The 13,370-nt window shown below is 43.1% G+C and carries 10 protein-coding genes; 2 read left to right on the top strand and 8 right to left on the bottom strand.

Annotated elements, in window-relative coordinates:
* Nucleotides 1-25 precede the first annotated feature (25 nt).
* Nucleotides 26-1,423, bottom strand: a complete 1,398-nt coding sequence (locus AC4IFT_RS07310) for a NarK family nitrate/nitrite MFS transporter (RefSeq protein WP_490734239.1) — start codon at nt 1,421-1,423, stop codon at nt 26-28.
* Nucleotides 1,424-1,757: 334 nt separating this feature from the next.
* Between AC4IFT_RS07310 and narX the strand changes: the two genes are divergently transcribed.
* Together narX and narL are read left to right on the top strand one after the other, a co-directional pair.
* Nucleotides 1,758-3,485, top strand: coding sequence for a nitrate/nitrite two-component system sensor histidine kinase NarX (gene narX, locus AC4IFT_RS07305; protein WP_490750978.1), 1,728 nt, complete (start codon nt 1,758-1,760; stop codon nt 3,483-3,485).
* A gap of 21 nt (nt 3,486-3,506) precedes the next feature.
* A complete protein-coding gene (gene narL, locus AC4IFT_RS07300; RefSeq protein ID WP_273838406.1) occupies nt 3,507-4,163 on the top strand; it encodes a two-component system response regulator NarL in 657 nt (218 codons plus the stop codon).
* A gap of 12 nt (nt 4,164-4,175) precedes the next feature.
* Here narL and AC4IFT_RS07295 read toward each other — a convergent pair whose 3' ends face one another.
* The 7 genes from AC4IFT_RS07295 to AC4IFT_RS07265 form a co-directional block, all read right to left on the bottom strand.
* Nucleotides 4,176-5,330, bottom strand: a complete 1,155-nt coding sequence (locus AC4IFT_RS07295; RefSeq protein ID WP_490734235.1) for a CdaR family transcriptional regulator — start codon at nt 5,328-5,330, stop codon at nt 4,176-4,178.
* Between the two features lie 14 nt (nt 5,331-5,344).
* Entirely contained in the window at nt 5,345-6,508 is a 1,164-nt protein-coding gene (locus AC4IFT_RS07290; RefSeq protein WP_490750977.1) for a glycerate kinase, read from the bottom strand.
* 33 nt (nt 6,509-6,541) lie between these two features.
* Entirely contained in the window at nt 6,542-7,882 is a 1,341-nt protein-coding gene (locus AC4IFT_RS07285; RefSeq protein ID WP_490750976.1) for an MFS transporter, read from the bottom strand.
* 121 nt (nt 7,883-8,003) lie between these two features.
* Nucleotides 8,004-9,188 carry a thiolase family protein gene (locus AC4IFT_RS07280; RefSeq protein WP_219244771.1) on the bottom strand — a complete coding sequence of 395 codons (1,185 nt, stop codon included), beginning with the start codon at nt 9,186-9,188 and terminating at the stop codon, nt 8,004-8,006.
* Nucleotides 9,189-9,197: 9 nt separating this feature from the next.
* Complete coding sequence (gene fabG / locus AC4IFT_RS07275; RefSeq protein WP_206083349.1) at nt 9,198-9,935, bottom strand: 3-oxoacyl-ACP reductase FabG; 738 nt, start codon at nt 9,933-9,935, stop codon at nt 9,198-9,200.
* 26 nt (nt 9,936-9,961) lie between these two features.
* Nucleotides 9,962-11,530: an acyl CoA:acetate/3-ketoacid CoA transferase gene (locus AC4IFT_RS07270; protein WP_490750975.1), complete on the bottom strand. Its 1,569-nt coding sequence runs from the start codon at nt 11,528-11,530 to the stop codon at nt 9,962-9,964.
* A gap of 67 nt (nt 11,531-11,597) precedes the next feature.
* A complete protein-coding gene (locus AC4IFT_RS07265; RefSeq protein ID WP_490750974.1) occupies nt 11,598-13,115 on the bottom strand; it encodes a class I adenylate-forming enzyme family protein in 1,518 nt (505 codons plus the stop codon).
* Nucleotides 13,116-13,370: the final 255 nt, after the last annotated feature.

Below are 13,370 nucleotides of genomic sequence, written 5' to 3'. Positions count from 1 at the left end.
TAAAAAGGGTTTTTATTACTTGTTATTATTTGTGGGTACGCCCGTAGACTAGCCACGTGATAAACACACAAGAGAGATAAAATACAAAGAACACTTTCATGGCATCAGCGGGCGAACCCGTCAGGGTTAAAGACGTCCCAAAGGCTTTTGGAATGAAAAAGCCACCAATTGCACCAATGGCAGAGATAAACCCAAGCGCTGCCGCACTTTCTGTTACTGCTTCTTTTTGCGCTTCTTGTTCTGAAGCACCTCTTAATAGGGCTTTGTCCATGGTTAATTTACGAAAAACCACAGCGATCATTTGGAATGTGGAGCCACTGCCTAACCCTGCCGTTAAGAACAGCACCATAAATACGCCATAAAATGCACCGAAGGAGCCGCCTTGGCCGTTTTCTGGCAAGGTGAAGAACAGTAAGCCTGAGAAAATGGCCATGGCGATAAAATTCAAGAAAGTGACTTTGACGCCGCCAAAACGATCAGACAGCATGCCACCGAGTGGGCGTGCTAATGCGCCAAGGAATGGGCCAAAGAAAGCAAATTTCAAGATAACGATATCGGGGAACTGGGTTTTTGACAGCATGGCAAAGCCCGCGGAAAAACCGATAAATGAACCAAATGTTGAGAGGTATAACAGGCTTAAAATCCACAAATGTCCACGTTTCAAAACAGGAAGTTGCTGTTTTAAAGACGCTTTATTGGCAGCCAAATCGTTCATGCCAAACCACGCCATCACCGTAAAAAACAGCAAGAATGGTACCCAAACCCACGCCGCATTTTCCAGCCACAGCACTGAGCCATCAGGCTGAACCGCCCCGGTTCCCCCTGCAAAAGCAAACACGCCTACACCGACAATAAACGGTGCAACTAGCTGCATCACGCTAACGCCTAGGTTTCCTAGGCCACCATTTAAGCCCAGTGCGCCACCTTGGCGAGCTTTAGGGAAAAAGAAACTGATATTCGCCATACTTGATGCAAAGTTTGCTCCCGCAAAACCACAAAGCAGGGAAATAATCACAAACACTTGGTATGGCGTTGTTGGGTCTTGAATCGCATAGCCCAGCCAAATACACGGAATAATCAGAAATACGGTGCTAATTGCCGTCCAACGGCGACCACCAAAGATAGGAATAACAAAAGAATAAGGCACCCGTAATAATGCGCCTGAAACGGAAGGAAGTGCGGTTAATAGAAATAATTGGTCAGTGGTAAAATTAAAACCCACTTTATTTAAATTAACGGCAACCGCGCTAAATAACATCCATACACAGAATGCGAGCAACAAACACGGAATTGAAATCCACAAATTGCGCTTAGCAATTCGCTGGCCCGTTTGCTGCCAAAATTGGCTTTCTTCAGGGCGCCAATCCTGAATAACCCCTTTTGCCTGCGTAGCAGTATGATTAATACTCTCTCGTTGAGACATAACTCACCCCGATAAATACGATTTTCTGAACGCAGTGTGTGGCGAATAAGCCTCCATGAAGCTGATCTAAATCAAGGGAGATTTAAATCAAATTTGCCATGAAACTCAGACCGTCCACCAGAGGAGTATTAGGGGTATTTTCACTTAATTATTTGAATATAAAGAAATAATATCATTCATTAAAAACATTTATTGATGAGATTTTTAGCAAAAATACTCAGTGAGATATTAGGGAGTAATACCGAAGTGGCATATTCAATTTTGTCGAATAGAGGAACAATAATAGCGTTATAAAAAATAGTGAATAATGATGTAATGGAATTAAGGATTATGTATGCCAACTGCGAATCGTCGATTTTCAATCATTAACCAAGTTATTGGCTTAATGTTATTGATTGCCGTACTCGGTATTATTGGCATGACAATTTCCAACCAAATGATTATTAGCGTGCAAGGGAACGCTCACGCAATAAATAAATCAGGGTCACTAAGAATGCAAAGTTATCATTTGCTTTCATTAACGCCACTCAGTACCTATTCGGATGTTTATCTGAATGAACTTGAACGTGATTTATTAAGCCCTGAATTAACTCAGGTAGTCGAAATTGAGGATTTAACTCACCTATTTAGCGAGCTTCACCAATATTGGTTAAGTGATTTAAGGCCTGCACTAGCAAGAGCCTCTTCCCCAAATGATGCACGCTTTGAAGTCATCAATTTTGTTAATAAAATCGATGAGCTAGTAAAAAGTATCGACGAAAAAACAGAACGTAAAATGACCTATGTCGCCATGACGCAAATGGTATTTATCGGCCTCGTTTCCCTATTATTACTCTTCACCATTTGCCATTTTAGGAAGAAAATTTATTACCCTTGGCTAAAACTGTTAAATATGGTGAATGCGATCAGTCATCGGGATTTTAGCCAACGTTACCCGACGTATAAAAAACACGATGAGCTTAGCGCCCTTGGACAAACATTAAACCAAATGTCTGACGAATTAGCACAAAGTTACCACCAACTAGAATCTCGCGTCGAAGAAAAAACGGCAGACTTACAGAATAAAAACAAAGTATTGCTGTACTTGTATCAATCAAATCGTACCTTGCATTCTATTGACCCATTAGCGGTACGACTGGAAAAAGTACTGGTGGAGCTGCAAAACCTGACACCGCTTAAAAATATCAGCTTGCGGCTATATGAAGAAAATAACGATACCTATTTTCATGACATCCACTGTGGTGAATTTCCAGCCCCTGAAACTGTGGAACATCCGACAGTGTTATCGTGGGATATCTCCGATAATTTACACCGCTATGGGGCTATTCTCGCCGAAATACCAATAGATAAGCCTTTATCTGATGAACAAAATAATTTAGTGCTGATGTTGGTCAAACAAATCACCGGCATGTTAGCAATGGCACACCAATTAGAGCAGCAACAACAATTGCTAATTATGGATGAACGCTCGGCAATCGCCAGAGAACTTCATGACTCTATTGCCCAATCGCTATCATGTTTAAAAATGCAAATTAGTTATCTGCAAATGCAACCTGAATCATTGCCCAATAAACAACAAGATTTACTCAATGAAATGCGCAATGAAATTAATTTGGCATATAGCCAATTACGTGAATTATTAACTACCTTTAGGTTAAAACTCACTGAACCGGGTTTATTACCCTCTTTGGAAAGTACTATCAGTGAATTTAGCCAACGTGTTGGCTTTGAAATAAATTTGAATTACCAACTGCCAGCGAAAAGTATTTCACCACACCAATCTATTCATATCATACAGATAATCCGAGAAGCCTTGAGCAATATTCTCAAGCACGCCAATGCAAATTGGTCGCAAGTTTCATTATTCGAAAATTCAGGTGTCATCACCGTCACCATTGAAGATAATGGTGAAGGCATTCAACCTCAGCCCACAAAAAATAACCATTATGGGCTGATTATCATGAGGGAAAGAGCTCTGAGCTTAAACGGGGAGTACCAAATTGCACCTCGCGTTCAGGGGGGAACGACCGTCAGTGTCACATTCCCACTCGCTGTGGCTTAATTAAATTGGAGTTACGTGTTGATGGAAAGCAAAAATATCACGACTGGGCAATCCACTATTTTACTCATTGATGATCATCCTATGCTGCGTAATGGCGTTAAACAGCTAATCAGCTTAGAACCGACCTTGCAGGTGATAGGGGAAGCTGATAACGGCGAAACAGGCATTAGACTCGCCGAAGAATATGATCCCGATTTAATCCTATTAGATTTAAATATGCCGGGAATGAACGGGTTTGAAGTTCTCAGTAATTTACGCAGCCGTGAACTTTCTGGTCGCATTATTTTATTCACCGTCTCTAACTATGGTGAAGATTTAATTAATGCGCTAAAACACGGTGCTGATGGCTATTTATTAAAGGATATGGAACCCGAAAAACTGATTATTGCATTGAAAGAAGCCGCCAGCGGTAAAATGGTAGTCAGCCCAACATTAGCCTCTGTTTTGGCCGAATCATTAAGAGATAACCGCGCATCGACGGATCATAATTTAACGGCACTCACCCCAAGAGAAACCCATATATTGGATTTAATCTCACAGGGTTTATCCAATAAGCAAATTGCCAATAAATTAACTATTACAGAAAGTACCGTTAAAGTGCATGTGAAGCATTTGCTGAAAAAACTCAATTTAAAATCGCGCGTTGAAGCCGCAATTTGGGTTTTACAGCAAAAGTAACCTATCGACTTATTAGGTTAATGCATCTAACCATGGCTGCTGTTTTGGATAACGACGACGGTAGCCATGCATTGCCACGGACAATTGAATTAAATCGGTGAATTTTGTCGGGTCGAGCCCCGTTTGCTTTTTAATTTGTTGTAACCGATAACTTAGCGTGTTGCGGTGAATACCCAGCTGCAAAGCGGTATTCCCAATCTCACCATTTTGCGATAAAAACAGCTCTAACGTTTCTAACAAGCTCTCCCCTGAATCATGCAATAAAATCTTGTTGCAGATATCCAAGAAGAAATTAAATAAATAGCTGTTTTCTAACTCATTAAATAAACAAAATGAGGCCATTTCTTTAAATAAGAAAACCTGTTTTTCAGGGACAGTTTGGCGACCAACATCAATCACTGAGCGCGCAAAATGCACTGCATCACGCACATGTTCTTCACTATCTGCTTGCACACCAACGCCAATATAATACTGGCTCAATTGGCTATCTAAAATAAAGTGTAAGTTAGGGATAAACGACTCATTTTGATAGTGTTTTGAGGGAAATAACATCAACACTTCACGGCTGTTGAGTAGCAGGACATCACTTTTTTCCATCGCCGATAATTCGGTAATAATGGTATCTAGAATTTCGGGGCGATACTGAATGGCTTCAATATTAATAATCACAGGGATAGTCGGTAGCGAAAACGAAAAACCGGAATTATGCAGCTTTAATAACGCACTTCGCCCCTGAATGGGTGTGTTGCTTTCAATAAATTGAACAAATAACATATCCCGCAAACGGTGCTGCCAATTGATACTGCGGCGTTCAATTTCTTGCTTAATCAATAGCTCTGCGGTGAGAATGGCTAGCTCTGCATAACGCTGAATAACTACAGGGTCGCCGCTAACACCAATCACTAACTCCACTTTATCTGCCACGATAATCGGGTGGTTAATCCCCGGTGCAACATTGGAATATGCGCGCGCTTCATTTTCATTGTAAATGGTGATCCGTTTGCCGCAGCGGATCACCTCCACTGCGGCTTCATGAGTTTCACCAATACGTTTTTTTTCACCTGAGGCGATAATCACGCCCTGACTGTTAATCACATTGACGTTGTGATGGATGATCCCCATTGCACGCGTGACAATATCATTGGCTAATTTTTCAGTCAGTAGCATGTTACCGCCTCATCTTATTGTTTTACAAACTTCTTTTGGCTTGATAATACCGTTCTTAGCAAGTTTTCAGCGGTATCCGCCAAGTAGCGTTCTCCGTTAACCATCGCTTGCTCTAAAGACACAGGGCCTGGGCACAGTGACCACATCGCGGTGATGCCGTGTTGGTACAAAATTCGGCTATCTTCACTGTATCCACCGCATAAAGCGATTGTCGGCACGCCATAGCGACTCGCCATACGGGCAACACCGACAGGGGCTTTACCATTGGCACTTTGACTGTCCATTCGCCCTTCTCCAACCACCACTAAATCGGCTTGTTGAATGTAGGCCTCTGCCCCCAATAACCCCAAAACAAGGTCGATACCTTTTTCGAGCTTGGCATCCACGAACCAACGTAGCCCAGCCCCTAAGCCCCCTGCCGCCCCACTCCCTGCCTCGGCAGAGACGTCTTTCCCTAGGGTATTCGACATTAATTGAGCATAGTGCGCCATACCCGCTTCCAGCTGGTCGAGCATTGCACTATCAGCACCTTTTTGTGGACCATAGATATACGTTGCCCCATTTTTACCCAGCAACGGGTTTTCTACATCACAAGATACGTTAAATTCAACAGCCGCCGCACGGGGATCAAACTTATCCAACCCAATTTTTACGATATTAATGAGATCCTCACCATTTATTGGCGAGCTCATTAATTGATTATTTTTATCGTAAAATTGAGCGCCTAGTGCTTGGGCAAAGCCCGCCCCGCCATCGTTTGTTGCACTTCCGCCAATACCAATAATAATGCGGTTGCACCCCAAATCGAGGGCGTATTTAACCATCTCCCCCAAACCGTATGTCGAGGCTTTTTCGGCATGACGAAATTCAGATTTGACGAGCTCTAAACCGCTGCTTTGAGCCATTTCAATAAAGGCGGTTTTTCCTTCCAATACTAACAACCGCGCATCAACTTTGCTGCCATAGGGCCCAGTACACGTCAATATGTAAGGCGTTACACCAGATAAAACCGGACTATGCTCCAGTGACTCCAACAGGCCTTCTCCGCCATCAGATATGGGTAATAATGTCATATCCAAATCGGAGGATACACGCTTGAAACCCTCAGCAACGGCTTGGCATGCAAGCTGTGCTGAGCAACTTCCTTTAAAGGAATCAAGTGCGATAACAATTTTCATGTAGACTTTCCTATTGTAAATGGCGATGTTGCGTTATTTCGCTTGTACCGATGCTGGCGTTTCTACCTTTTCACTATTGCTCATGCCGTTAGTGTTCACCTTTGAAGCGATAAGTGTGCCAATAACCAACAGACCAACACCAAACCATAATCCAGAGGTAGCTGTACCCGTGTAATCTTCAAAGAACCCTAAAATAAATGGCCCCAAGAAACCGCCAAACAACCCTAAACAGTTCAGTAATGCCAAACTTCCTGCCAGCATACTACCACTCATATAAGTCGGTGGGAGCGAGAAAATGATGGACTGCACCACGAAAAACATAAAGGCGGTTAAGCAAAAGCCAATTAACCCAACGACTGGCCCACCCAAAGCGCCGATAACTAAGCCAACAGCCATCACCGCATACCCTGAAACTAAGATGCGGGATGAGCGACGTGGCGTATTGGCTTTTCTAGCCACAAAAATACCGCCAATAGCTGCTGAAATCCAAGGAATTGCCGTTAATAAACCAATTTGAATTGGCGTTAATTTGCCGTATTCACCAATGATAGTCGGTAAGAAATAACTCAAGCCGTATACTGAGAATTGGTGAGTAAAATAAATCGCAACAATCATCATAAATGCTTTGTTTTTAAACGCGGCTTTTAATGAGAATTTGTTATTGCTGACGCTGATACTATTTTGGTCTTGTTCGTGCTTATATTTAATATAATTCCGATCGTCTTCATCTAACCATTTTGCGTCTTCAGGTTTATTCGGTAAAACAAACCAAACAACAAACGCGAGAATAACCGCAGGTAAGCCTTCAATCACAAACATCCACTGCCAACCATGGAAGCCTAATAAGCCATCCATACTTAACAATAAACCACTTAATGGGGCACCAATAATATTGGCAAGGCACACACCTAATAAGAATAACCCCGTCGCTTTAGCCCGTTCCTCTTGGCTAAACCAGTAAGTCATATACAGGATCACCCCAGGATATAAACCCGCTTCTGCCGCCCCTAATAATAAACGCAGAATATAGAAAGACGTTGGCCCTGTGACAAATGCCATTGCAGCAGATAAGAGTCCCCACGTGATCATGATCCGCGTGATCCAAAAACGCGCACCGACTTTTTCCATGATCAAGTTACTTGGGATCTCAAGAATTGAATAAGTCAGGAAAAATAACCCCGCACCAATCCCAAATGCGGTTGCAGATAATCCGAGGTCAATCGACATCGCATTTTTTGCCATACCAATATTGGTACGGTCAATAAAGCTAATAATATAAGCCAAAATCAATAGCGGCATCAGGTTGCGATATATCTTTGCGTTGGTCTTTTTACCCTGTGCCGCATAATCTAACTTTGCATTTGTAGAAAACATAGATAAGATCCTCATGTTGCAGTGAAACAGGTTTGGTGCTTCATAACGTTACCAATACCTGTTGTTATTACCTCAGCAACAGCCCGACGCCCCACGTCGGGCTTTTTGCTTGCAGTATTTCTTATTCTCTTTCGAACAACATTGATATCCCTTGACCACCACCGATACACATCGTCACTAACCCTGTAGCAACCTGACGGCGTTCCATTTCGTACATTAATTTAACCGGTAAAATTGCCCCACTCGCCCCAACTGGGTGGCCTAAAGCAATCGCCCCGCCATTCACATTGACCCGTGAACTATCTAATGACAAATCATTCATAACAGCTATCGCTTGAGCAGCAAAAGCTTCATTTAACTCAATCAAGTCAATGTCTTTGACATCCATCTTCAATTTTTCCATCAAGCGGCGTGTCGCGGGTGCAGGACCAAACCCCATAATGGCAGCTTCACAGCCCGCAACCGCCCAATCCACCACTTTCATTCGTGGTTTCAAACCGCGTTTTTCGGCCTCTTCGCGGCGCATCATCACCAATGCCGCGGCGCCATCATTGATCCCTGACGAGTTCGCTGCGGTAATCACACCATCGGCTTTAAATGCGGGGCGCAATTTCGCCAATTTTTCTCTTGGTGTGTCCCGAGGGTGTTCATCCGTATCAAAAATACGCGTTCCTTTGCGCCCTTCTTGAATTTCCATCGGCAGAATTTCATCTTTAAAATAGCCAGCTTCGATAGCTTTCAATGCTTTTTGCTGGCTATCCCATGCAAAATCATCCATTTCTTCGCGGGAAATATTAAATTGCTCCGCAACATTTTCCGCCGTCATTCCGTTGTGATACGGGCCTTCAGGCCAAGTTAAAATCGACGTCAACCCATCTTCTAAAACATCATTGCCCATACGGTAGCCATAACGCGCTTTACGCAAGTAGTACGGCAGCATGGTCATATTTTCGGTTCCGCATGCCACAACCACATCCGACTGCCCTGTCTGCAACAACATCATGCCATCTGCCAGCGCTTGTAGCCCCGATCCACACTGGCGGTTAACGGAATAAGCCGTTGTTTCTTTTGGTAAACCTGCACGTAATTGGCAAATCCGTGCAATAAAACCGCTTTCTGCGATTTGCCCCACGTTTCCGACGATCACTTCATCCACATCTTCTGGCGCGATCCCTGCACGTTTTACAGCTTCGCGGATCACTTCAGCCCCTAAATCGTGTTGGTGCGTGTTCGCAAAACTGCCACCCATGGTACCGATCGCTGTTCTTACACCGCTAACAATCACAATATCATTTGCGTTTTTCATTCTGTTCTCCTACAGCACCATGCCGCCGCCAACGTTAATCACTTCGCCATTGATATAGCGCGCTTTATCTGACGCCAAGAACGCCACACATTGCCCAACGTCTCGCGGATCACCTGCAAAACCTGCTGGGATTTTGCTGATCATGATGTCCCATACTTTTTCAGGCACACCACGGGTCATATCGGTATCAATAAACCCGGGACAGATAGCATTGACGGTGACACCTTTACGTGCCAATTCGCGGCAAGCGGTTTTCGTTAAACCGATAACACCGGCTTTTGAAGCAGCATAGTTAGCTTGCCCCACATTCCCTAACCAGCTCGCTGAAGAGATATTCACAATACGGCCGCTACCTTGCTCGCGCATCAGTTTGGCCGCTTCTTGCATGCAGTTAAACGTACCTTTCAAGTTAATGTCGATAACCTTATCCCAGTCATCGTCACTTAGTTTATGCAGCATGCCATCACGGTTGATCCCTGCGTTATTCACAATCACATCAATGGCGCCAAAGTGTTCTTTAGCTTGGGAAAACAGCGCGTTGACTTGTTCGCGTTTGGAAATATCACACGGGATAAACACGGCTTCAAAACCTTGATCCTGTAACTGTTTTGCACTTTCTTCGCCAGAGGACATGGCGAGGTCAGAAATCACGACTTTGGCGCCTTCTTCTGCCAGCACCTGTGCGATAGCAAAACCAATACCTCTTGCAGAACCTGTGACGATGGCAACTTTGTCTTTGACTAACATAAATAAATCCTTCTTTAATATTGAAACTATAAATACGAAACCAGACCAAAAGGGGCTTCTTCAAATAATGAAGACGACATCACTTTTAAATCAGGGGAGATTTCTGGCACAAAATCCATATGGGCAAGAATGTCGCGCTCAAGGTCAATACCCGGGGCGATTTCAACCAACACAGGCACTTTCCCACCCAAGGTAAATACCGCGCGCTCCGTGACAAAATGCATGGTTTGGTTAATCTGGCGTGCCACATCTGCGTTCCAAGAAACCTGCCTAACGTTGTCTACCAATTTACGAATATCCCCTTCACGGATAATCTTTAACTGCCCATTTTCACAGCGAATATCTAACCCTTTTGCAGTAAATGTTGAGCAAAAAACCACGTGACGCGCATTCTGCGTGATATCAATAAACCCACCCGCTCCCGGGCAGATATTGCCAAGTAAAGTGGCATTCACATGGCCGTTGGCATCCATTTCCCCAGCCCCCATATAGGTGATATCTACCCCCGCCCCGTTGTAGTACAGCATTTGGTCTTGGTGGCTGATCATCGCGGAAAGGTTGCGCCCAATACCAAAATCAATCCCACCCGCTTGAACGCCGCCCCAAATGCCCGATTCCACTGTGATATCAACGCGCTTGGTGGCCTCTTCTTCTTGAATAATTGAACCGATGACATCATTCGGGATCCCTGTCCCTAAATTAATCACACAGTTTTCAGTGAGGTAACGGCAAGCGATACGCCCAATCAACTTACGAATATCGAGCGGCAATGGTGTGGTTTGCTGTACAGGCGTGCGGATGTCACCGCACAGTGTTGGGTCAAAGAACCAACTTGAAGACTGGCGGTGGTCTTCTTCTGGGTTATCGCAAATCACGATGTGGTCAATAAAACTGGCAGGAACAGTAACGCGTTTCGGGTGCAAAGTGCCCTCTTCCACGCAATACTTCACTTGAGCAATCACTTTCCCACCGAAGCGTTTTGCCGCTAACACTGCGTGCAACACTTCCAACGACATCGCTTCTTCGTCGGTGGTCAAATTGCCTTTACTGTCTGCATGCGTTCCGCGGATCACCACAACATCCAGTGGAATTTCGGGGTACCACAACCAATCTTCCCCTTTGAAATTCACTTTTTCGACTAACGGTGGCAATGCTAATGTTTTCGCATTCATGCGACCGCCTTCGAGTTCAGGGTCAATAAATGTCCCTAAACCGACTTTGGATAAACGACCGGGAAGGCCCGCCGCCATCGCGCCATATAAATGCACCATTTGGCCTTGTGGTAAGCAGTAGGCTTCAACTTCATTGTCATTAATCATCTGCATCCAGCGGGGTGCTAACCCCCAATGAGAGCCAATAATGCGCTTCACCATGCCTTGGTGAGCAAAATGTTGATTACCGCGAATACGGTTACATTGCCCCGCGGCATGCACTAGCGTTAATTGTTTCGGTGAACCTTCAGATAAAAAACGCTGTTCAATGGCAGACAAAATAGATTCTGCTGCGCTGGTTAATGTCATTCCCACAGTACAAATCGTATCGCCATCATTAATTAATTCAGCGGCTTCTTGTTTAGAGATAAACTTATTATTCATGATAAAACCTACCTAAAGGCTAATATTTCATAGCCCTTTATTTGATGAATTAAAAACGAATTAGCTGTTAGCTATTTAAAGAGTAATATCGTTGTTTTAAATCTTTCTTACTTATTTTCCCATTCCATGTTCTTGGGAAATTACGGGTAAACATAATTTTCACAGGAACTTTATAATTCGGCACTCGTTCTTTTAGCCATTCCATAATTTCTTTACTGGTTAAGCAAACTTGGCTTTCTGGAATAATAAACGCGATAGGTTCTTCACCATAAATCGGGCTTTCGATTGGGATCACGGCGACTTCATTCACACCCGGGTAATTAGAAATTAGATCTTCCACTTCAATGGAATAAATTTTTTCACCGCCTCGGTTGATCATATCTTTAATTCTATCTTGAATATAAAGAAAACCATCGTCGTCTAGATAACCGATATCGCCGGTAAAAAACCATCCATCCTGAAATGAGGTGGTATTCGCTGGGCTATCAGGCCAATAACGTTGGATCACAACATCTCCTTTAACCCAGATATTTCCCGTTTTATTGGCTGGTTTTTCTTCACCTTTTTCGCTTCTAATCGCTACTTTTAACCCCGGAACAGGTGTCCCTGAACTGGCTTTTTTCGGACTATTTCGGATATCGTCTAAATATACCGTTGCAGGGGATGACGTTTCTGTTAAACCATATATCGAATGAATTGATGTTTTCGAAAAAATATATGAAAGCTCTTTAATAGTCCCTTCATTTAAATGACCTGCACCACAGGCAATCATTTTTAATGAATTAAATCTCTCTAAATTAATACTCTTATTTTCTTTTATTTTTTGAATTAATAAAATAAAGACTGTAGGTGAACCATGTAAAAAAGTAATTTTTTCTTTTGCGATAGTAGAAATCATCTCTTTAGCATTAAATTTTTTATGCAGGAAAATCGTTCCACCAATATGAATAAATAAAGCCAAAATAGCAGACAGCCCAGTAATATGGTAAATCGGAACCGCTAATATTGTTTTATCATTTTCAGTTAGTTTTAACGTTTGTTGGTAAGCGCTAATGGCTGACAATATATTTTTATGCGTAATGACCGCGCCTTTTGGTGCACCCGTTGTGCCTGATGTGAAAATAATGACGGCGGGGTCTTCTTCATTCACCTGATTAACAAACGTCATTTCGTCTGCCAGTGTTAATGTTTTCCACTGGGAAAGGCTCACCCCTTTTGTACTTAATGCGCCCAACCACGGCTGATAGCTATCATCCCAAAAAATAGCATCCGCATTAATTCGTGCAAGGTGTTCTTTGCCCTCAAACTCCTTCATTTTGGTGCTTAATGGAATAACCTGAATTCCCAGCCCTACCGCTGCATAAAATAACTGGCAGAACTCAATGGTGTTTCCCCACCCCAAAATAATACGGTCGCCTTTTTGTAATTGCAGGGTCGATGTTAGCCAAAACATCGTTTGGTTGACCTTCACCAATAACTGGCGATAACTCCAATTTTGCTCTTCAAAAACAATGGCTACAGCATCAGGCTGTGTATTTGCCCTGTTTAGTAGGCTTTGATAAATATTTGAATTTGACGCAAGCATGGGCACACTCCAACCAACGGATATCTCTTATTGGTATTCAATGTATAAAATGCCCCTTATGAAATTAGTGCCAATGTTCACATATTGTTCACATCCTTTTTTGAATTGGGTTAGTTATTTGCACAATCTATTTGTTAAATATTTTTTGCTTAAGTGCCATATAAATGTGCCAATTTAATTGCCACGATAAATATTTACCTTTAGTTACCAGCCTAACGTTTAAGATATAAATACTTAAGGGCAATTCTTTACTTA

It is taken from the genome of Providencia sp. UF-183, from assembly GCF_058246155.1.
The sequence above is the reverse complement of the archived record's forward strand: the minus strand, read 5'-3'. Positions and strand labels throughout refer to the sequence as shown.